The organism is Janthinobacterium sp. GW821-FHT03C08, assembly GCF_059420905.1.
In genome coordinates this window covers 287,168-308,488 of record NZ_JBWKUP010000002.1, presented here as the reverse complement: position 1 = coordinate 308,488, position 21,321 = coordinate 287,168, and the positions used below count along the sequence as shown (strand labels likewise).

At 64.3% G+C, this 21,321-nt stretch carries 12 protein-coding genes and 1 riboswitch; of the genes, 6 read left to right on the top strand and 6 right to left on the bottom strand.

Going from position 1 to position 21,321, the window contains the following annotated elements:
* Positions 1 to 307: 307 nt before the first annotated feature.
* Positions 308 to 8,935 (top strand): glycoside hydrolase family 94 protein, encoded by an 8,628-nt coding sequence (locus AC07VL_RS03805; RefSeq protein WP_494804766.1) that lies wholly within the window; start codon positions 308 to 310, stop codon positions 8,933 to 8,935.
* On the opposite strand, the gene AC07VL_RS03800 is transcribed toward AC07VL_RS03805, so the two are convergent.
* On the bottom strand, positions 8,921 to 9,157 hold the full coding sequence (locus tag AC07VL_RS03800; RefSeq protein ID WP_494804662.1) for a hypothetical protein: 237 nt from the start codon (positions 9,155 to 9,157) through the stop codon (positions 8,921 to 8,923). The two genes, AC07VL_RS03805 and AC07VL_RS03800, sit on opposite strands and share 15 nt — an antisense overlap.
* A gap of 112 nt (positions 9,158 to 9,269) precedes the next feature.
* Positions 9,270 to 9,845, bottom strand: coding sequence for a TMEM165/GDT1 family protein (locus tag AC07VL_RS03795; protein WP_494804661.1), 576 nt, complete (start codon positions 9,843 to 9,845; stop codon positions 9,270 to 9,272).
* Between the two features lie 21 nt (positions 9,846 to 9,866).
* Positions 9,867 to 10,036: riboswitch (yybP-ykoY riboswitch) on the bottom strand.
* A gap of 146 nt (positions 10,037 to 10,182) precedes the next feature.
* Between AC07VL_RS03795 and AC07VL_RS03790 the strand changes: the two genes are divergently transcribed.
* From AC07VL_RS03790 to AC07VL_RS03775, 4 genes are all read left to right on the top strand, one after another.
* A complete protein-coding gene (locus tag AC07VL_RS03790) occupies positions 10,183 to 12,576 on the top strand; it encodes a M1 family metallopeptidase (protein WP_494804660.1) in 2,394 nt (797 codons plus the stop codon).
* A gap of 118 nt (positions 12,577 to 12,694) precedes the next feature.
* Entirely contained in the window at positions 12,695 to 14,554 is a 1,860-nt protein-coding gene (locus tag AC07VL_RS03785; protein ID WP_494804659.1) for a M1 family metallopeptidase, read from the top strand.
* 21 nt (positions 14,555 to 14,575) lie between these two features.
* Positions 14,576 to 16,213, top strand: coding sequence for a serine hydrolase (locus AC07VL_RS03780; RefSeq protein WP_494804765.1), 1,638 nt, complete (start codon positions 14,576 to 14,578; stop codon positions 16,211 to 16,213).
* Positions 16,214 to 16,500: 287 nt separating this feature from the next.
* A complete protein-coding gene (locus tag AC07VL_RS03775) occupies positions 16,501 to 16,689 on the top strand; it encodes a hypothetical protein (protein WP_494804658.1) in 189 nt (62 codons plus the stop codon).
* Between the two features lie 61 nt (positions 16,690 to 16,750).
* On the opposite strand, the gene AC07VL_RS03770 is transcribed toward AC07VL_RS03775, so the two are convergent.
* Both AC07VL_RS03770 and AC07VL_RS03765 read right to left on the bottom strand, forming a co-directional pair.
* Positions 16,751 to 17,575, bottom strand: a complete 825-nt coding sequence (locus AC07VL_RS03770; protein WP_494804764.1) for a class I SAM-dependent methyltransferase — start codon at positions 17,573 to 17,575, stop codon at positions 16,751 to 16,753.
* Positions 17,576 to 17,652: 77 nt separating this feature from the next.
* On the bottom strand, positions 17,653 to 18,312 hold the full coding sequence (locus tag AC07VL_RS03765; protein ID WP_494804657.1) for a pyridoxamine 5'-phosphate oxidase family protein: 660 nt from the start codon (positions 18,310 to 18,312) through the stop codon (positions 17,653 to 17,655).
* A gap of 104 nt (positions 18,313 to 18,416) precedes the next feature.
* On the opposite strand from AC07VL_RS03765, the gene pdxR reads away from it, so the two are divergent.
* Positions 18,417 to 19,889, top strand: a complete 1,473-nt coding sequence (gene pdxR, locus AC07VL_RS03760; protein WP_494804656.1) for a MocR-like pyridoxine biosynthesis transcription factor PdxR — start codon at positions 18,417 to 18,419, stop codon at positions 19,887 to 19,889.
* Between the two features lie 12 nt (positions 19,890 to 19,901).
* On the opposite strand, the gene AC07VL_RS03755 is transcribed toward pdxR, so the two are convergent.
* Complete coding sequence (locus AC07VL_RS03755) at positions 19,902 to 20,681, bottom strand: spermine/spermidine synthase domain-containing protein (protein WP_494804655.1); 780 nt, start codon at positions 20,679 to 20,681, stop codon at positions 19,902 to 19,904.
* Between the two features lie 58 nt (positions 20,682 to 20,739).
* On the bottom strand, positions 20,740 to 21,264 hold the full coding sequence (locus tag AC07VL_RS03750; RefSeq protein ID WP_494804654.1) for an FxDxF family PEP-CTERM protein: 525 nt from the start codon (positions 21,262 to 21,264) through the stop codon (positions 20,740 to 20,742).
* Between the last annotated feature and the right edge of the window lie 57 nt (positions 21,265 to 21,321).

Genomic DNA, 21,321 nt, shown 5'->3' with positions numbered 1-21,321 from the left:
CCGTTCAGCGTGCTGATTTCTTTGCCGGCACGCCCCTAAAACGCCGGGTATGTACGCTAGCGCACGGTCTTGCGCGCAGTGCACCCCTACGATGAAGTTCAGAAAATCTCCCTCTACCCTGAGATTCGTCGCAACGCTCCGGCGCTTCGCTTTCCGTCCTCGCCAGTGTCCGATCTTGTTTCTCCTGACTGGGCCCGCGTGACAGTGGCCGCCGGCTGCCTGCGTGCACCTAGCGAGGCCCAAGTTGAAAGAGTACACAGCAGTCGTCACGCAACAGATCAAGGAACAGCTTTCCAGAGTCAAGGAAATCTTCCGCGACACCACCCTGGCACAGGATACCTTCGACGCCGCGCGCGACGACGCCTTGCCCCTGCGTTCGGAATTATTCAGTGCCATGCAGATGGCTGCCCATGGCAAGCACGTGGCGGCCGGCCATGTGGTGGGACGGCATCATGGCCGCGACCGCCTGCTGGCGCGCCTGGCCGACAATGCGGCCCTGATCACGGCCACCGTCAATGAGTTGACGGCCACCGTCAAGAGCGGGCGCCAGGTCACGCCCGCCTCGGAGTGGCTGCTGGATAATTTCTACCTGATCGAAGAGCAGATCCGCACCACGCGGCGCCACCTGCCGAAGAACTACAGCAAGGAGCTGCCGCGCCTGACGTCGGGTCCCGATGCAGGCTGCCCCCGCGTGTATAAAATTGCGCTGGAAATCATCTCGCATGGCGATGGCCGCGTCGACCTGGAAAACCTGTGCCACTTCGTCGAAGCCTACCAGGACGTCGCCACCCTCACCTTGGGCGAACTGTGGGCCGTGCCCATCATGCTGCGCCTGGCGCTGATCGAAAACCTGCGCCGCGTGGCCGTGCGCGTGGCCGACGACCGCATGCAGCGCGACCTGGCCAACACCTGGGCCGACCAGATGACGGAGATCGCCGAACGCAATCCCAGCGGCCTGATCCTGCTGGTGGCCGACATGGCGCGCTCGAATCCGCCCATTACCAGCGCTTTCGTGGCGGAACTGTCGCGCCGCCTGCAGGGGCAAAGCCCGTCGCTCACCTTGGCCCTGTCGTGGCTGACGCACAAACTGGCCGAGTCGGGCCTCACCATCGAACAGCAGATCCAGTCCGAGATCGGACAGCAGGCGGCCGACCAGGTATCGATCGCCAACAGCATCGGCAGCCTGCGCTTTCTCGGCACCATGGACTGGCAGGAATTCGTCGAGACCATGAGCGTGGTCGAACAGACCCTGCGCCTCGATCCGGCCGGCACGTATGGACTGATGGATTTCGCCACGCGCGACAGTTACCGCCACGCCATCGAACGCATCGCCAAGCGCAGCGCGCGCAGCGAAGTGGAGGTGGCCGAGATGGTGGTGCAGCTGGCGCACACGCACGGCAATGGCAATGACGTACGCCGCGGCCACATCGGCTTTTACCTGGTGGGACGGGGCGTGCTGGTGCTGGAAAAGCAGGCCGGCGCGAAGCTGCCCTTCGTCGAGGCGCTGCAGCAGACGGCACGTGCCGCGCCGCTGGCCGTCTACCTGGGCGCGATCTCGTTCCTCACCCTGGCCACGAGCGCGCTGCTGCTCGAACGCGCCGTGCGCCATGGCGTGCAGGGCTGGCCATTGGTGGCGCTGGGCGTGCTGGCGCTGCTGGGCAGCAGCCAGCTGGCCGTGGCCGTGGTGAACTGGCTGGCGACCCTGATGACGTCGCCGCATCCGCTGCCGCGCATGGATTACCAGGCCGGCATTCCGTCGGATGCGCGCGGCATCGTGGTCGTGCCGACCCTGATCTACAGCCGGGACAACGTGGCGGCCCTGTGCGAAGCGCTGGAAGTGCGCTACCTGGCCAACCGCGATCCGAACCTGCGTTTTTGCCTGCTGACGGATTTTGTCGATGCGGACGCGCAAACCCTGCCCGGCGACGACGCCTTGCTGCGCCAGGCGCAGGAGACCATCCGCGGCCTGAATGACAAGTACCGCGTGGAGGGCGCCGAGTTCAAGGAAAACGGCGAGCCGGCCGATCGCGAAGAGCTGGGCCATGTGGGACCGTTCCTGCTGCTGCACCGTCCGCGCCTGTGGAATTCGCAGCAGAATGCGTGGATGGGGCAGGAGCGCAAGCGCGGCAAGTTGTCTGACCTGAACGCTTTCCTGCGCGGTGGCGCGCGCGACAAATTCTCGCTGGTGGAAGGCGAGTTGCGCGGCCTGCGCACCATCAAGTACGTGATCACGCTCGACACCGATACGCTGCTGCCGCGCGACGCGGCGCGCGAATTCATCGCCACCATGATGCACCCGCTGAACCGTCCCGTGCTGGACGCGGCCGGCACGCGCGTGGTGGCTGGCTACGGCATCCTGCAGCCGCGCGTGGCCGTCGCGCTGCCCAGCGCGAACGCTTCGCGCTACGAGCTGCTGTGCGGCGGCGAACCGGGCATCGACCCATACACGCGTACCGTCTCGGACCTGTACCAGGACGTGTTTTATGAGGGGTCCTTCATCGGCAAGGGCATCTATGACCTCGACATGTTCGAGCGCGTGCTGGGCCAGCGCCTGCCCGACAATAAAATCCTCAGCCACGACCTGCTGGAAGGCTGCTACCTGCGCGCCGGCCTGCTCAGCGACTCGGAGCTGTACGAGGAATATCCGGCCCGCTATGACGCCGACGTGAGCCGCCGCCAGCGCTGGATCCGCGGCGACTGGCAACTGATCGGCTGGCTGCTGGGCAGGGTGCCGGGCCGCGCCGGCAAGCGCGAACGCAATCCCCTCTCGATGCTGTCGCGCTGGAAGCTGTTCGACAACCTGCGCCGCAGCGTCGTGGCGCCGGCCACCACCCTGTCCCTGCTGCTGGTGTGGGGCTTTTTGCCGCACGTGGCCTTCTGGAGCGCGGCAGTGCTGGCCATCATCTTCCTGCCGCCCGTGTTCTCGGCCTTGTACGACCTGCTGCGCAAACCGCGCGACACCCTGTGGCGCCAGCATCTGGCCGCCTTTGAGCGGCGCTGCGGCGTGCAGTTCTCGCATGCCATGCTGACCCTCGTCTTCCTGCCGTACGAGGCCTGGATCAGCCTGGACGCCATTGCGCGCACGCTGTGGCGCCTGGGCGTGTCGCACAAGCATTTGCTCGACTGGCGCGCCTCGAACCTGCACAGTTCCTCCGGCTCGCAGGCGGACAGCTGGCGCGCCATGTGGTGTTCGCCCGCGCTGGCGCTGGCCACCTTTGGCGCCTTGCTGGCCTGGCGCCCCGACGCCTTGCCCGCCGCCGCCGTGGTGCTGCTGCTATGGCTGGCCGCACCCGCCATCGCCTGGTGGATCAGCCGCCCGATCGAACGGGCCGTGGCGCGCCTGTCGGCCGAGCAGGGACGCTTCCTGCACGGCGTGGCGCGCAAGACCTGGGCCTACTTCGACACCTTCGTCGGTCCCGATGACCACTGGCTGCCGCCCGATAACATGCAGGAGCATCCCGCGCTGGTGGTAGCGCACCGCACCTCGCCGACGAATATCGGCCTGGCCCTGCTCGCCAACCTGACGGCCTACGATTTCGGCTATGTCACCATGGGCCAGCTGATCGAACGTAGCCGCGCCACCTTGCACACCATGGGCGAACTGGAACGCTTCCAGGGACACTTCTATAACTGGTATGACACGCAGACGCTCAAGGCGCTGCAGCCGATGTACATTTCGACGGTCGACAGCGGCAACCTGGCCGGCCATCTGCTGACCTTGCAGCCCGGGCTGGTGGAACTGTATGACGCGCCCATCGTCGGCGCGCAGACCGTACAGGGCATCCGCACGACGGCGCAGGTGCTGCAGGAGTTCATCGCCGCCGAAGGCGAGGGCAAGGCCATGCGCGACAACCTGGCCTTGCTGCAGGCGCCGGCGGCGCCGGCCAGCCTGGACGAATGGCACACCTACCTGGGCGCAGCGAATGGCGCGGCCGACGCGCTGCTGTCGCTGACCTTGCAGAGCGAAGGTGGCGAGCTGGCCATGTGGACCGGCGCACTGGCGCGCCAATGCCGCGCGGCGCTGGCGGAACTGCTGCAGCTGGCGCCATGGGCCGCGCAGGCGGGCGTTGACGCTTCATGGATGCGCATGCCGACGCTGCGTGAGCTGGCGAATCTGGAGACGCCGGAAGGCGCGTCGCCCGAACTGGCCGCGCTGCTGGCACAAGGCCGCGAACAGGCGGGGCGTTACATGCGCGACATCGCCCACGCGGCGGGCCAGGCGCGCGACTTTGCGCAGATCGAGTACGCTTTCCTGTACAACCCGTCGACCAAGCTGCTGGCCATCGGCTACAACGTCAGCGAGCGGCGCCTGGACCCCAGCTACTACGATTTGCTGGCATCCGAAGTGCGCCTGGCCAGCTTCATCGCCATCGCGCAGGGCCAGCTGCCGCAGGAACACTGGTTTGCCCTGGGTCGCCAGCTGTGCATGGTGGCGGGCCAGCCCGTGCTGCTGTCGTGGAGCGGCTCGATGTTCGAGTACCTGATGCCGCTGCTGGTGATGCCGAACTATCCGAACACCTTGCTTGACCAGACCTATCACTCCGTGATCGAGGCGCAGATTGATTACGGCCGCCAGCGCGACGTGCCGTGGGGGATTTCCGAGTCCGGCTACAACACGGTCGATGCCAGCCTGAATTACCAGTACCGGGCCTTTGGCGTGCCCGGACTGGGCTTGAAACGGGGCCTGGCAGACGACCTGGTGGTAGCGCCGTACGCCAGCATGATGGGCCTGATGGTGCAGCCGGAAGCGTCATGCCAGAACCTGCAGCGCATGCAGGCGGCCGGCTACATGGGACGCTACGGCTTTTTCGAAGCGATTGACTTCACCACGGCGCGCCTGCCGCGCGGCCAGACCAGCGCCGTCATCCGTTCCTTCATGGTGCATCACCAGGGCATGGGCTTTCTCGCCCTCAGCTACCTGCTGCACGACCGCCCCATGCAGCGCCGTTTCGAATCCGATCCCTTGCTGCAATCGGCCTTGCTGGTGCTGCAGGAACGCACGCCGCAGGCAGGCGCGTTTTACTCGAACACGGCCGAATTGGCGGTGCTGCGCAGCGGCGCGCCCGAGCAGGCCATGCCGATGCGCATCCTCACGCAGGCCAACAGCGCCGTGCCGGAAACGCAACTGCTGTCGAACGGCCGCTACCACGTCATGGTGAGCAATGCGGGCGGCAGCTACAGCCGCTGGAAAGACTTGTCCGTGACGCGCTGGCGCGAGGACAGCACGCGCGATAACTGGGGCAATTTCTGCTACCTGCGCGACCTCGACGACGGTGCCGTCTGGTCCACCATGTACCAGCCGACCCTGGCCGAGCCGAAGAAGTATGAAGTGATCTTTTCCGAGGGGCGGGCGGAGTTCCGCCGCGCCGACCATGGCCTGGATCTGTACACGGAAATCGTCGTCTCGCCCGAGGATGACATCGAAATCCGCCGTACGCGTATCAGCAATAATTCGAACCGCCAGCGGCGCATCGAGATCACCAGCTTTGCCGAAGTGGTAATGGCGCCGGCGGCGGCCGACGCGGCCCACCCGGCCTTCAGCAAACTATTCGTGCAGACGGAAATCCTGGCCCAGGAAAATGCGATTCTGTGCACGCGCCGTCCCCGCTCCAAGGATGAACAGATGCCGTGGCTGCTGCACGTGATGACGGTGCATGACGCGGAGCGCTACGAGGTATCGTTCGAGACGGACCGCGCGCGCTTCATCGGCCGCGGCAACACGGCGCAGCTGCCGCAGGCGCTGCAGGACGACGGGCCGCTGGGCGGCGGCCACGGCTCCGTGCTCGATCCCATCGTGGCGATCCGCTATGTCATCACCCTGGCACCCGACCAGGCGGTCACGGTCGACAGCGTCACCGGCATGGTGGAGCAGCGCGAGGCGGCACTGCACCTGATCGACAAATACCAGGACCGCCACCTGGCCGACCGCGTGTTTGAACTGGCCTGGACGCACAGCCAGGTGGTGCTGCGCCAGCTCAACGCCAGCGAGGCCGATGCGCAGCTGTATGCGCGCCTGGCCAATGCGGTGATCTATCCGAATGCCTCGCTGCGCGCCGAAGCCAGTGTCCTGATCAAGAACCAACGCGGCCAGTCCGGCCTGTGGGCATACGCCATCTCGGGTGACTTGCCCATCGTGCTGCTGCAGATACGCGATACCGCCAACATCGAGCTGGCGCGCCAGATGGTGCAGGCGCACGCCTACTGGCGCCTGAAGGGACTGGTGGTGGACCTGGTGATCTGGTACGAAGAGCAGTCGGGTTACCGCCAGCTGCTGCATGACCAGATCATGGGCCTGATTGCCTCGGGCATCGATGCGCAGGCGATCGACCGCCCGGGGGGCATTTTCGTGCGTCTGGCCGAGCAGATTGCCAATGAAGACCGCATCTTGCTGCAATCGGTGGCGCGCGCCATCATCAGCGACTTGCGCGGCACCCTGGCCGAACAGGTCAAGCGCCCGCCCAGCCCCGTGCTGCGCATGCCGCCGTTGCTGCAGGACCCCACGCGCGTGCATGGCGGCGTGCCGCACCGTGCGCCGGCGCGTGAGCTGATCCTGAAAAATGGCCTGGGCGGTTTTACGCCCGATGGCCGCGAATATGTGATCACCACCGGCGACGATGCGCAAACACCGGCGCCGTGGTCGAACGTGCTGGCCAATGCGCAATTCGGCACGGTGGTGTCCGAAGGGGGCCAGGCGTATACCTGGAGCGAGAATGCGCATGAATTCCGCCTCACGCCATGGCAGAATGACCCCGTGTCCGACCTGTCCGGCGAAGCGTTCTACGTGCGCGACGAGCAGAGCGGCCAGTTCTGGTCTCCCACCTCGTTGCCGGCACGCGGCAGCGGCGATTACGTGACGCGCCACGGCTTCGGCTACAGCGTGTTCGAGCATAGCGAAGGGGGCATCGCCACCGAATTGTGCACCTATGTGGCGCTGGACGCGGCCGTCAAATATTCCGTCATCAAGGTGCGTAACGACAGCGGCGTGCCGCGCCGCCTGTCCGTCACGGGTTACGTGGAATGGGTGCTGGCCGACCTGCGCGCCAAGTCCGGCATGCACGTGGCCACCGAGGTCGACACGATCAGCGGCGCCCTGTTTGCGCGCAATAACTACAACACGGAGTTTTCCGGCCGGGTCGGCTTTTTCAATACGGATGCCAGCATCCGTTCCATCACCTGCGACCGCAATGAATTCATCGGCCGCAACGGCAGCCTGGCGCAGCCGGCGGCCCTGCGCCGCGTGCGCCTGTCCGGCAAGGCGGGCACGGGGCTGGACCCGTGCGCCGCGATCCAGGTGCCGTTCGAGCTGCAGCCGGGGCAGGAACGCGAGATCGTCTTCCTGCTCGGCGTGGGCGGGCGCCGCAATGCCGACGCCAGCACCATGGTACAGCGCCATGCGGGCAAGGACGCGGCCCGCAGTGCGCTCGACGCGGTGCGCGCGCACTGGGAAAACACCTTGGGGGCCGTGCGCATCGAGACGCCCGACCCGTCGCTGGACGTGATCGCCAATGGCTGGCTGATGTACCAGACCATCGCCTGCCGCCTGTGGGCGCGCAGCGGCTATTACCAGTCGGGCGGCGCCTACGGTTTCCGCGACCAGCTGCAGGACGCGATGGCGATGATCCACACGGCGCCGCAATTGCTGCGAGGCCACTTGCTGCTGTGCGCGGCGCACCAGTTTGTCGAGGGCGACGTACAGCACTGGTGGCATCCGCCGTCGGACCGGGGCGTGCGCACGCATTGCTCCGACGACTACCTGTGGCTGCCGCTGGCCGCCTGCCGCTACGTGATCGCCACGGGCGACGTCAATGTGCTGTCGGAGGTGGCGCCCTTCATCGAGGGGCGCGCCGTCAAGCCGGAAGAGGATTCCTACTACGACCTGCCCGTGCGTTCGGGCGAATCGGCCGACCTGTACGAGCACTGCGTGCGCGCCATCCGCCATGGCCTGCGCCTGGGCGTGCACGGCTTGCCCTTGATGGGTTCCTGCGACTGGAACGACGGCATGGACAAGGTCGGAGAACACGGCAAGGGCGAAAGCGTCTGGCTGGCCTTCTTCCTGTATGAAGTGCTGCAGCGCTTTGCCGAAGTCGCCGTGCTGCGCGGCGATGCAGTCTTCGCCCAGTTCTGCCGCGACGAAGCCGTGAAACTGGCGGCCAATGTCGAGGAACATGCGTGGGATGGCGAGTGGTACCGGCGCGCGTATTTCGACGACGGTACGCCGCTAGGTTCGCACACGAATGAGGAATGCCAGATCGATTCGATTTCGCAAAGCTGGGGCGTGCTGTCGGGCGCCGCCAACAAGGAGCGCGTCGCGGGCGCCATGCGCCAGGTCGATGCCCGCCTGGTGCGGCGGGATTCGGGCGTGATCCAGCTGCTCGATCCGCCATTTGACAAATCCAGCCTGAACCCCGGCTATATCCGTGGCTACGTGCCGGGCGTGCGCGAGAACGGCGGCCAGTACACGCATGCGGCCATCTGGACGGCGATGGCGTTTGCGCGCCTGGGCGAGAGTGACAAGGCGTGGGAGTTGCTGCGCATGATCAACCCCGTGCGCCACGGGGGCGACGCGCAGGCGGTGGCGCGCTACAAGGTCGAGCCTTACGTGGTGACGGCCGACGTGTACGCCGTGGCGCCCCATGTGGGACGCGGTGGCTGGAGCTGGTACACGGGGTCGTCGGGCTGGCTGTACCGCCTGATCGTCGAATCCCTGCTCGGCTTGACGCGCGAAGCGAACGTGCTGCGCGTGGTGCCGAACATGCCGGCCGAATGGCATACCTTCAAGCTGCATTACCGCTTCGGTGCCAGCAGCTATGCCATCACGGTGGAGAAGGCGCAGGGGCGGCCGGCGGGACTGTCGCTCGATGGCGTGGCGCAGGCTGGCGACAGCATTGCCCTGCGCGACGAAGGCCGCGAGTATGCGGTGCTACTGCTGCTGTAGCGTTGTCGTGGAGTCTTGCCACGTTTCGTGTTCGGGCCGGCGCCGACCGGCCAGCAGGATCAGGCCCGCACCGAACAGCAGCAGGTCACGCGTGCGGACTTCAGGGCCGGCCTGCCGCGCGGCTGGCAAGGCATGGCGGTTCGCGGGGGCCGCCGTGGCGGCAGGGGGATGGCTGGCGCAAGCGGCCAGGCACAGCGCCGCCATTTTTCCATTGAACTGCATACATTCCTTAAAAAAGCGCGCTGACCAGTCTGCGTCGGCGCGCCAATATCCATGTCGACGGTATTGTAAATATCGACATGAACATTGTAAATAAGAAATTTTTAGAGGCGTGTCAGAAGCCCAGGGCCGCGCCCGCACCCAGCAGGGTGGCCACGCCCAGCACGGCAAATACCAGTGCCGCGATGCCATGCACCAGGCGCAGCGGCACGCGGTTGGCGATCTTGTCGCCCAGGTACACGGCCGGCACGTTGGCCAGCATCATGCCGAAGGTGGTGCCCAGCACGACGGAATAAATGTCGTGGTAGCGCGCCGCCAGGGCCACCGTGGCCACCTGCGTCTTGTCGCCCATTTCCGCCATGAAGAAGGCGATCAGGGTGGTCAGGAAGACGCCATACTTGGCCAGCTTGGTGTCCTCTTCATCGAGCTTGTCGGGGATCAGGGTCCAGGCGGCCATGGCCAGGAAGGAGACGCCCAGTACCCAGCGCAGCACGTCGGGTCCCAGCATGCTGGTGATCCAGGCGCCGACGGCGGCGGCAAACGCGTGGTTGGCGACGGTGGCGACGAAAATCGCCAGCACGATGGGCAAGGGCTTGCGGAATTTGGCGGCCAGCAAAAAGGCCAGGAGTTGGGTTTTGTCGCCGATTTCAGCGAGACCGACGATGCCGGTGGAGATGAGGAATGCTTCCATGAGAGTGCGAGAGGTACGTGGGCCGGACGAATTAACCAATGATCCACGGGCGACTCCGGCCCATGCGGCCGCCCTGGATCAATGGTCTCGTCAAGTTCTGCAACCACCTGCACCATGGCCTGCGGGCCAATTATGTTGATACAGGTTCCCGCGGCAGGACCGCAGGACGACTACTCCCCAATGTTCGAGGCGCATCATACGCCAATGCCTGTTTTCGCGCCAGTGGCGCCGGCCGGCTGCCTGGCCTGGTGTGTGGGGTGCCGACAACAATGATCAGCCTGCAAACAGACTCGACTTAGAATGCAGTTCTGTCCACGACTCCCAGATGGAATGCGCCATGCCGGTCTTCGTCCGCTTGCTTGCCTTGTGCTGTACGCTGTTTTCCTCCTTGCCCGGCCTGTGCGCCGGCGTGCCGTTCGACGATAAGTTCCGCCAGCTCGATGAGCTGCTGCCCACGCCGACGGCCTACCGCACGGCGTCCGGCGCGCCGGGCCACGCCTACTGGCAGCAGCGCGCCGATTACGTGATCCGCGCCACGCTCGATGAAGAACGTCGCGCAATCACGGCCAGCGAACAGATCACGTATCACAATCATTCGCCCGACAGCCTGGCGTATCTGTGGCTGCAGCTGGACCAGAATGGCATCCGCAAGGATGCGGACCAGCGCCGCGTATTGAGCGCGCCGTCGCGCCAGGCCTGGCTCAGTGGCAGCGAGGATGAGGCATTGAAATTCGAGGACTGGCGCGCCATCCAGGAAGGCCGCACCTTTGAGGGCGGCTTCAATCTCGCCAGCGTCAGGTCGGCTGGCGGCAAGCCGCTGCATTACGTGATCAACCAGACCATGCTGCGCATCGATTTGCCGGTGGCGCTGGCGCCGGGCCAGAGCATCAGTTTTCATATCGACTGGTCCTATAAAATCAATGACCAGAAGGTGCTGGTAGAACGCTCCGGCTACGAGTATTTTGCAGACGACAAGAACACGATATTCCAGATTGCGCAGTGGTTCCCCCGCATGGCGGCCTACTACGATGCCGTCGGCTGGCAGAACAAGCAGTACCTGGGCACGGGCGAATTTGCCCTGGAGTTTGGCGACTACGAACTGTACCTGACGGTGCCGGCTGATCACGTGGTGGCTGCCACGGGTGAGCTGCAGAATCCTGCCGCCGTTCTGAGCGCGGCGCAGCGCGAGCGTCTTGCGAAAGCCAGGAGCAGTGCCGCGCCAATGCTGGTGATTACGCCGGAAGAGGCGCTGGCGACGGAAAAGGGCAAGGCGGCGGGAACGAAAACCTGGCACTTCAAGGCGGCCAATGTGCGCGACGTGGCATGGGCGTCGAGCCGCAAGTTCATATGGGATGCGCAGGGACTCGACAGCGGCGGCAGGCGCGTGCTGGCCATGTCGTATTATCCGAACGAGGGCAACCCGCTGTGGCAGCAGTACAGCACGCGCGCCGTGGCGCACGCCATCGAACAGTACAACAAGTATAGTTTCGACTATCCGTATCCGGTGGCGATTTCCGTCAACGGCGCCGTGGCGGGCATGGAGTATCCGATGATTTCTTTCAACGGCGGGCGTCCCGTGAAGGATAAAAAGACGGGCGCGCTGACGTATTCGAAAGCCACCAAATATGACCTGATCGGCGTGATCATTCATGAGGTGGGACACAATTATTTCCCCATGATCGTCAACTCGGACGAGCGCCAGTGGGCATGGATGGACGAGGGCCTCAATTCCTTTTTGCAGTACCTGGCCGAGCAGGCGTGGGAAGAGCATTTCCCGTCCTGGAATGGCGAGCCGCGCAAGATCGTCGACTACATGCGCAGCCAGAACCAGGTCCCCATCATGACCAATCCGGAGTCGGTGCTGCTGTTGTCGCCGAATGCCTACGACAAGCCGGCCACGGCGCTCAACATCCTGCGCGAGACCATCCTCGGCCGGGAACTGTTTGACTTCGCCTTCAGGCAGTATGCGCAGCGCTGGAAATTCAAGCGGCCTACGCCAGCCGATTTTTTCCGCACCATGGAAGATGCTTCCGGCACGGACCTGGACTGGTTCTGGCGCGGCTGGTTTTATACCACCGACGCGGTCGACATCAGCATCGACGGCATCAGCGAATATGGCGTGAGCACGAAGGATCCGGAAATTGAAAAAGCGTGGAAGAAGGCGCAAAAGGCGGCCCAGCCCATCTCGATTTCGGACCAGCGCAACAAGGCGCTGCCGAAGAAGGTCGACCTGGACCCCGCGCTGAAGGATTTCTACAACCAGCACGACGATTTCACGGTGACCAACAAGGACCGCAACGGCTATGCGGAAGAGCTGGAAGGGCTGGAGCCGTGGGAACGGGCGATGCTCGAGCAGCGTGCCCGGGGCAAGCATCTGTACCTGGTCGATTTTTCGAATATCGGCGGACTGGTGATGCCGCTCATCCTGGAAATCGAACTGGCCAGCGGCAAGAAGATCATCGAGCGCGTGCCGGCCGAAGTGTGGCGTTATTCACCGAAAAAAATCAGCAAGGTGCTCATCACCGACGAGCCGATGGTGGGCCTGGTGCAGGACCCATATTGGGAAACGGCCGACATCGATACCAGCAACAATGCCTGGCCGCGGAAAATCACGCCGTCGCGCCTGGAACTGTTCAAGCAGGACCGCGACAAGAACAACCTGATGAAGGATTTTAATACGCCACTCAAGGCATCCGAGACCAAGGGCGCGGCCGTAACAGGGGGGAAGTAGCAGAAAAGCGCCGGCCCGTCCGGCGCTTTTTCCGCCAGGTCCGCGCCGGAAGTGCTATTCTGCGCGACGCCCCGGCGCACACGGACCGGGGCCTTCGCAAATCATTCAAAAGACGACCATGCAAACTATGACCTACCTGCGCGCGCTGGGCTGTGCGCTACTTTGCCAGGTGACCCTGGCCGCGCACGCCGACCCCTTGAGCTATGCGCGCTACGACCAGGTGCGCACGCGCGACCTGCAGCTGGACCTGAAGGCGGACTTCAAGCAAAAGACCCTGTCCGGCTATGCCGAGCTGTCCTTGAACTGGATCGATCCCGCCGCGCGTACCCTGGTGCTCGACACGCGCGACCTGGCGATCGCCAAGGTGCAGGTGCAAGACAAGCGCGGCGCATGGCAGATGGCGCCTTATGAACTGGACAAGGTCGACCCGGAAAAAGGGCAGGCGCTGCGCATCACCACCACCGGCCAGCCTGAAAAAGTACGCGTCTACTATCACACGGCACCCAACGCCATCGCGCTGCAGTGGCTTACGCCGCAGCAGACCATGTCGGGCAAGCTGCCCTTCATGTTCAGCCAGTCGCAAAGCATCAACGCCCGTTCGTGGGTGCCGTCGCAGGATACGCCGGCCGTGCGCTTCACCTACAGCGCGCGCATCGATGCGCCAGCGGGCATGCGCGTGGTGATGAGCGCCGAGAACGACGAAAAGGCGACGGGCAAGGGCGGCTGGAAATTCAGGATGCCGCAGCCGATTCCTTCCTACCTGCTGGCCATCGCCATCGGCGAACTGGAAGTGCGCAAGCTCGGACCCCGCTCCGCCGTGTATGCCGAACCGCCGCGCATCAAGGCGGCCGAATACGAGCTGGCCGATACGGAAAAAATGATCCAGGCCGCCGAAGCGCTGTATGGCCCGTATGGATGGGGACGTTACGACATGATCGTGCTGCCGCCATCGTTCCCTTACGGCGGCATGGAAAACCCGCGCCTGACCTTCCTCACGCCGACCATGATCGCGGGCGACCGCAGCCTGGTCGACCTGATCGCGCATGAACTGGCCCACTCGTGGTCGGGCAATCTGGTCACCAACGCGTCGTGGAAGCACATGTGGCTCAACGAAGGTTTTACCACCTACGTCACCACGCGCATCGTCGAGCAGCTGTATGGCAGCGACGTGGCGCAGATGGGCGTGCAGGTCGACCAGGAAGAACTGGCCGCCTCGATCAAGGAACTGCCAGCGGCGAAAACGGCACTGGTCACGCGCGATGCGGATGCCAATCCGGCGCAAACCTACACGGACGACGGCATCATCTATCCGAAAGGCGCGTGGTTCCTGGCCACCATGGAACAGCGCGCGGGCCGCGCCGTATTCGATCCCTTCCTGCGTGGCTGGTTCGACCAGCATGCGTTCCAGAGCGTGACGACGGACCAGTTCATCGCCTACCTGCGCAAGAACCTGCTGGCGCAGCATCCGGACGTGATGCCGGCAGCGGAACTCGATGAATGGCTGTATGGCACGGGCGTGCCGGCCAGCGCCAAGCGCGTCGTCTCGCCGCGCCTGGCGCTGCTGGACCAGCACCGCGATGCCTGGCTGAAGGGCGAACTGGCCACCAAGGACCTGGGCATGGACAAGTGGGTCGCCATCGAATCGATGCACTTCCTGAACGACATCAACAACAAGGCCAGCGCGGTGCAATTGCGCGAACTGGACCAGGTCTACGGCGTGGGCAAGAGCGGCAACAACGAAGTGGCCTACCGCTTCTATCTGGCGTCCGTCAACGCCGGCTACGACGTGCAGCAGCCCTTGCAGGCATTCCTCATGAGCGTGGGGCGCCAGAAGTTTGTCGTGCCCCTGTACAGCGCCCTGATGAAGACGCCGCAGGGCCATGCCTGGGCCAAGGACGTGTATGCGAAAGCGCGCGAACGCTATCACCCGGTGACGCAGGAAAGCGTCGACAAGCTGATGGCCGCGCAAGCGCGTTGAACCTGATTGGGAACCATGAATATGTACACCATGAACCGTATCGCCGCCGCCGTTGTGCTGGCGTTTTCCAGCGTCGCTGTACCGGCGCTGGCCGCCGATGCCGCACCGGCCGTTTCCGTCGCGGCGGTGCCGGCACCCGCCTTCGATCTTGACCGCGACGTCAACAGCGCCTTGAAGATTTTCGACGTGCCGGGTATTGCGATTGCCATCGTCAAGGACGGTAAAGTCATCACCGCCAAGGGCTTCGGCGTGCGTAAACTCGGCGAACCGGCACCTGTCGACGCCAAGACGCTGTTCGAAGTGGCATCGAATTCGAAGGGCTTCACGGCCGCCGCGCTGGGCATGCTGGTCGACGAGGGCAAGCTGGCCTGGGACGATCCCGTCACCAAGCACCTGCCGGGCTTCCAGATGCACGACTCCTACGTCACGGGGGCCATGACCATCCGCGACTTGCTGACGCACCGCAGCGGCCTGGGCCTGGGCGCCGGCGACTTGCTGTGGTGGCCGACCACCACCTTTACCACCGACGAGATCATCGAGAAGCTGCGCTACATCCGCCCGGCCACGAGTTTCCGCAACAGCTACGCCTACGATAATCTGCTGTACATCGTCGCCGGCAAGATCATCGCCGACAAGGCGGGAAAAAGCTGGGGCGAGGCCATGCACGAGCGCATCCTCGCGCCGTTGGGCATGACGGGTACCACCACCAGCCTGGCGGAAAACGCGGGCAATCCCGACATCGCCAATGCACACAGCAAGATCAATGGCAAGATCGCCGCCGTCAAATCGATGCCCGTGCCGAACGCCGTGGGCGCCGTCGGCATCAACACGAATGCGGAAGATATCGCCAAGTGGATGATGGTGCTGCTCGACGAGGGCAAGATCGCCGGCGTGAAGGACAAGGATGGCAAGCCAGCCCGTTTGCTGAGCGAAAAGCAGGCGCGCGAACTGTGGACGGCGCAAACGCCGATCAAGATACCGGAACCGAAACCGGCGCTGGCCGCGACCAAGCCGAACTTCAGCGCCTATGGACTGGGCTTCCAGCTGCGCGACTACAAGGGCATGAAAGTGGCCATGCACGGCGGCGCGCTGCAAGGCTTCTATTCGCGCGTGCTGATGGTGCCGGATGCGAAACTGGGCGTGGCGATCCTGACCAATGCGGAAAATGGCGGTTCGATGACGGCACTGCAGTGGCGCATCCTCGACCACTATCTGCAGGCGGCGCCGTCGGACTGGCTGGCGCTGGTAGCCAAGGTGGAGCAGGACCAGCATGCCGAAGAGGTGAAAAAACAGGGCAAGGCGTCGGGCGCACGCGCGGCGAAATCGCAGCCTTCGCTGCCGCTGGCATCGTATGACGGCGAATATGAGGATGCCTGGTATGGCAAGGTGGTGATCAAGCCCGAGGGCAAGAAGCACATCCTGAGCTTTACCCGCACGCCGGACATGACGGGCGAGCTGGAACACTGGCAGCACGACACCTTCATCGTGCGCTGGAAAGAGCGCAATTTCAATGCCGATGCCTACGTGACGTTCTCGCTCAACCCGGATGGCAGCATCGACCGCGTGAAGATGGCGCCCGTGTCGGCCGAGACGGATTTCAGCTACGACTTCCAGGATCTGAGCCTGGCGCCGGTAAAGCCGAAGGAAGCGAAGAAGTAACGTGCAGATACAAAAACCGCAGCGTCGTCTGCGGTTTTTTTTCGCCCCTTGCCATGCAAGTGCGCGGCAGGATGGACGCAAGCCGGTTTTTATTTCTTGAAACGGCTGGAAAAAGAAACGTTATCTTGTTTTCTTGTTTGCGTATTTGCTAATTTGCTAATTTTTTAGGGTGTTACTATTTCCATGCGCCACATAATTTGTCTATCGATAGACGGTTTTTGGCGGCTGACGTCTTTGTCTTCCAGTGGTTTTTTATAACGACTCGACTCTTTGGGAATGGGATAAAAATGATCAATGTAAAAAAAGCCGTATTTGTCTTCTGTGCCGCCGTCGGTTTCGCCGGTGTCCTGGGGAGCGCCTCGGCGCAGCCAACGCGCCAGGCCTGCATGCAGGCCCTGTTTGATTGCAACGATGGCGTCATGAGCCAGTGCACGGTCGTTTCGCGCTCTTGCGGCGTGTACGGCATTTACCTGTAAGGCGCGCTGCGCGCACAAGCATCAGGCGGCGCGCCCGGCCGGCTCGCCGCCATAGGCCTTGCTAGGGTTTGACGAACTTCAGGGTCATGCGGTCGCTCTCGCCGATGGCCGTGTATTTGTCGCGCTCCACATCCTTGTTGGCATAGGTGGGCGGCAGGGCCCAGACGCCGCCCTGGTGGTCTGCATGGTCTTTCGGATTGGCGTTGATTTCCGATTTGCCCGCCAGCCTGAAGCCCGCGTTTTCCGCCAGCTTGATCACATACGCTTCGTGCATGTAGCCGCTGCTGGCCGTGGCATCCTGTGCCTTGCTGGCTGGTAGTCGATGCTCGACGACGCCGAACACGCCGCCCGGCTTCAGGCTGTCATACACTTCCTTGAACAGGGTCTGCATGCCTGCTTCGCCGATGGGTATCCAGTTATGGATATTGCGGAAGGTGAGCACCATGTCGGCCGTGCCTTTCGGCGCGATGCGGTAGGTGGTGGGCGGGGCGAAGGCGCCGATTTCCACCTTGCCGAAGGCAGCCGGGTTGGCGTCGAGTTTCTGCTGGAAGCGGGCCGCGGCGCGGCGCGCGCCTTCGCTGGCCGCTTGCGGGTCGTTGCCGGCGGCGATCAGTTTGCCATTGTCGCGCAGGTAGGGCGCCAGGATCTCCGTGTACCAGCCGCCGCCGGGCGCCAGTTCCACCACCGTCATGCTCGGCTTGATACCGAAGAAGGTCAGCGTTTCATACGGGTGGCGGGCGCCGTCGCGCGCCGCGTTGGCCGGCGTGCGCGCGCTGCCGGCAATGGCCGCCTTCAGGGCCGCGTCGCCCGTGTCGGCGGCCAGCGCCGCGCCGCCGCAGGCCAGCATGACCGTCAGGGCCGCTGCCAGGGATACTCGCTTGATCATCATGTGCTCCGTTATTGAGTGGGTCTGGTGCTGGCTATCGCCATCAATGCCGATCATCGGCCAAGCACGCCGGACGGTCAAGCAGATTCCGCGCCCCATGCAGCGACGTAGGCGGGTGTCGCGCTGGTGTTCAACGCATCGGCGATGGCGGCGCCGCGAGCGTGCGTGAACGGCAGCTCGCCCGTCCAGACGACGTGTGCCATGTCACCCGCGTCGTCCAGCGGGCCGCCCTTGCGCTGCTTGACGGCGCATTCGTCGAGGGCGATGCGCAGCACGGTCGTGGCGGCGTATTCCTTGTCGCTGCCGCCGCGCACCTGCGGCAGGCGTCCCGGCGCCAGCTTTTCCATCAGCGCGTCCATTGCCGCATGCTGCTGGGCGATGTCGGCCACCTTTTCAAATTGTCCGTAGATCATCGCCGAGCGGTAGTTCATGGTGTGATTGAAGGCGGAGCGCGCCAGCACCAGGCCGTCCAGGTGGGTGACCGTCACGCAGACGTCGGTGTCGTGCAGGAGTTGCTTGAGCATGCGGCTGCCGTTCGAGCCATGGATGTACAGGTGGCCGCCGATGCGCCAGCAGGCGGTGGGGATGCAATGGCGTCCCTTGTCATCCTGGAAAGCGATATGGCACAGGTAGGCGTCGTCGAGGATCGCGTACACGGTGGCGGGATCGTAACTGGCCAGTTCGGCGACACGGCGCACGCGGGTACGGGGGCTGGGGGGAAGGGCGGTAGCAGGCATGGCGGGAGTCCGGTGGATGGAAGGAACAGGCCGCACTATAATCGCTCCATGGTTCTGAAAAAAGATCCAGAAATGATAAATAATTTAGGGCCAGAGAGGATTGCATGGATTACGCGTTGTTGCTGAACGCTTTTGAACACACGCACCGCGGGCGTGGCTGGCCGCGCCAGCGCGTACTGCATGAATGCCTGCGCGCTGCCATCCGTAGCGGCCAGCTGGCGCCCGGTACGCGGCTGGCCGCCACGCGCGTGCTGGCCGCCGAACTGGGGCTGGCGCGCAATACGGTGCTGTACGCCTACGAGCAGCTGGCCAGTGAAGGCTTTGTCTTGCCGGACCGGCGCGGCACCGTCGTCGCCGGCAGCACCGGCACGCCCGTGGCATTGCCGGCGAGCGGCGGCCAGGATGGCTTGTCGCGCCGCGCCCGGCATTTGCGTGGCCTGGCGGGGCAGGATGTGAATGCGGCGCTGGTGTATCCGGCCGACGCGATGGGGGCGTTCGCGCCTGGCGTGCCGGCGCTGGACGAGTTTCCCCTGGCGCTGTGGCGGCGCATGCTGGACCGGGCGTGGCGCGCGCTGACGCCGCGCCAGCTCAATTACGGCGATCCGGCCGGCGAGCCGCAACTGCGCTTGGCCATTGCCGACCATCTGCGCGCCGCGCGTGGCGTCGTGTGCGATGCGGCCCAGGTGTTCATCACGGATGGCACGCAGAGCAGCCTTGATGTGTGCCTGCGCGCCTTTGCCGACCAGGGCGAGACCTTGTGGATCGAGCATCCCGGTTATGGCGGCGCGCTGGCGGCCGGCCGTGGCGCCGGCTTGCAGGTGGCCGGCATTGCCGTCGATATGGATGGCATCGCCCCGACGGACGAGGACTGGAGCGCGACGCCGCCGCGCCTGATCTACACCACGCCGTCGCACCAGTATCCGACGGGCAGCGTGCTCAGTCCCGCGCGCCGCATGGCGCTGCTGGAACGCGCCCGCGCGGCAGGTGCGCTGATCATCGAGGACGATTACGACAGCGAATTTCGCCACGGCGGCCCGCCCCTGGCAGCCATGCAGGGGCTGGTGGCCGACGCACCCGTCGTGTATCTGGGTACGTTCAGCAAGACCATGTTTCCCGCCTTGCGCATCGCCTTCATCGTCGTGCCGGCAGCGCTGGCCGGGGCCTTCTCGCAGATGCAGGCGCAGGGCGCTGCGCGGGGACGGGTGGCGGAGCAGCTGGCGCTGGCCGAGTTCCTGCGCAGCGGCCTGTTTGCGCGCCATGTGCGGCGCATGCGCCGGCTGTACCGCCAGCGCCGCGATGCCTTGGGCGAAGCATTGCAGCGCCATGCCTGTGCCGGCGCGTCCATCCATGGCGGCTCGGCCGGCATGCACCTGGCGCTGCGTTTTCACGATGCCAGCCGGGATGACCTGGCGCTGAGCCGGCGCGCCGCGCAGGAGGGCATCGTGGCGCTGGCGTTGTCCGCCCACGGGACAGACGAGCGGGCAGGCTGGAACGGTTTCTTGCTCGGCTACGCGCAGGTGAAGGCCGAGAACATGGATGGACTGGCGCGCCGCCTGGGCGCGCTGCTGCCGGCGTGAGGGGGGGGGGGCTTATTGCTGGTCCAGCATCCACTGCTTCAAGCCGTTGACCCAGTTCTTGGCGGGCAGGTTGAACTGTTTCTTGATGGCGGCCGCACGCTCGTATAGCTCGCTGAAATCGAGCGATGGCGATTTTTTGAAGGCCAGCACGACGATGTTTTCGTCTTCCATTTCCGGCACCCAGACGACGGCGTCGAAGACCAGCTCCATCGCCTGCAGGTTCTTGTCGTAGTTGGGAAAGTCGCCGAAGACGTTTGTGCACATGATGCCGTCGTCCGTCAGGCAGTCGAAGCAGGCCTGGTAGAACTCGGGCGTGTCGAGCACGGGGCCGCGCGCCTCTTCGTCGTACAGGTCCACCTGCAGCACGTCGACCTTGCCGTGGTTGGCCGTGTCGAGCACGAAGTCGAGTGCATTCATTTCGCGCACGTCGAGGCGCGCGTCGTTTGGCGGCAGGGCAAACTGGGCGCCGCAGATGGCGATCACATTCGGATTGAGCTCGATGGCCGTGACCTGGGCGTCGGGGAAGCGGCGGTAGCTGAACTTGGTCAGCGCGGCGCTGCCCAGGCCCAGCTGCACGATGCGTTTGGGTTGTGTCTTGAAGAGCATCCACATCATCATCATCTGCACGTATTCGAGCTCGATGGCATCGGGCTTGTCCAGGCGCATGGCACCCTGCACCCACTTGGTACCCAGGTGCAGGTAGCGGATGCTGCGATGTTCGGTGATGGTGGCCGGCGGATGGCCAGGATGGCTGAAGGCGGTGTTGCTGGTGGAAGTAAAATCGGTCGTCATGGCGCCAGTGTAGCAGCCGCATGAAAAAAGACGCCGCAGCGTCTTTTGGGTGGAGCGCTCAAGATTGCTTGCGGCGCCGGGCCAGGAAGCCCAGGATGCCCAGGCCGGCCAGCAGCATGCCATAGGTTTCCGGTTCCGGGACGGGTGCCAGGTTCAGGTTGAAGGTGCCGCCATAGCTGCCGCCATGGCTGTTGCCGATGACGGTCAGGGTTAGCGGGCCGTTGAACAGCAGGCTGGTCTGCGCCAGCACCTGGCCCTGGGCATAACCGAACACGGTGGGGCCGCCAAAGCCCGTCAGGGCGATACCGTTCAGGTTGGCGCTGGTGAAGTTGATGGCAGATGCATCGCTGCCCGTCACCGACAGGTTGGCCAGGAAGGCTTGCGCTGTCGAACCGAAGGTGGCATCCGGAGTGAAGTGGAAAATATCCGTGAAGGCTCCGAGCGGGCTGGGCGTGACGTTGAAGCCGCCTGTCCACAGGTCGCCCGTGGTATTGGTCAGGTTGATGGTGTACGACGCGGCATACGCGCTGCCGATGGATGCAGCTCCCAGTACCGCTGCTGCGATGAGTGATTTCAGTTTCATATTTATCCCCGCGAAAAAACGATTAATGTGTCAAAAAACCGTACCGCGTAGATAAAT

Excerpts from the sequence above, each read along its gene's own strand:
- pdxR (WP_494804656.1), top strand. The coding sequence starts at position 18,417 with ATGGATTACGCGTTGTTGCTGAACGCTTTTGAACACACGCACCGCGGG.
- AC07VL_RS03750 (WP_494804654.1), bottom strand. The coding sequence starts at position 21,264 with ATGAAACTGAAATCACTCATCGCAGCAGCGGTACTGGGAGCTGCATCC.
- AC07VL_RS03800 (WP_494804662.1), bottom strand. The coding sequence starts at position 9,157 with ATGCAGTTCAATGGAAAAATGGCGGCGCTGTGCCTGGCCGCTTGCGCC.
- AC07VL_RS03790 (WP_494804660.1), top strand. The coding sequence starts at position 10,183 with ATGCCGGTCTTCGTCCGCTTGCTTGCCTTGTGCTGTACGCTGTTTTCC.
- AC07VL_RS03770 (WP_494804764.1), bottom strand. The coding sequence starts at position 17,575 with ATGATCAAGCGAGTATCCCTGGCAGCGGCCCTGACGGTCATGCTGGCC.
- AC07VL_RS03755 (WP_494804655.1), bottom strand. The coding sequence starts at position 20,681 with ATGACGACCGATTTTACTTCCACCAGCAACACCGCCTTCAGCCATCCT.
- AC07VL_RS03765 (WP_494804657.1), bottom strand. The coding sequence starts at position 18,312 with ATGCCTGCTACCGCCCTTCCCCCCAGCCCCCGTACCCGCGTGCGCCGT.
- AC07VL_RS03775 (WP_494804658.1), top strand. The coding sequence starts at position 16,501 with ATGATCAATGTAAAAAAAGCCGTATTTGTCTTCTGTGCCGCCGTCGGT.
- AC07VL_RS03795 (WP_494804661.1), bottom strand. The coding sequence starts at position 9,845 with ATGGAAGCATTCCTCATCTCCACCGGCATCGTCGGTCTCGCTGAAATC.
- AC07VL_RS03780 (WP_494804765.1), top strand. The coding sequence starts at position 14,576 with ATGTACACCATGAACCGTATCGCCGCCGCCGTTGTGCTGGCGTTTTCC.
- AC07VL_RS03785 (WP_494804659.1), top strand. The coding sequence starts at position 12,695 with ATGCAAACTATGACCTACCTGCGCGCGCTGGGCTGTGCGCTACTTTGC.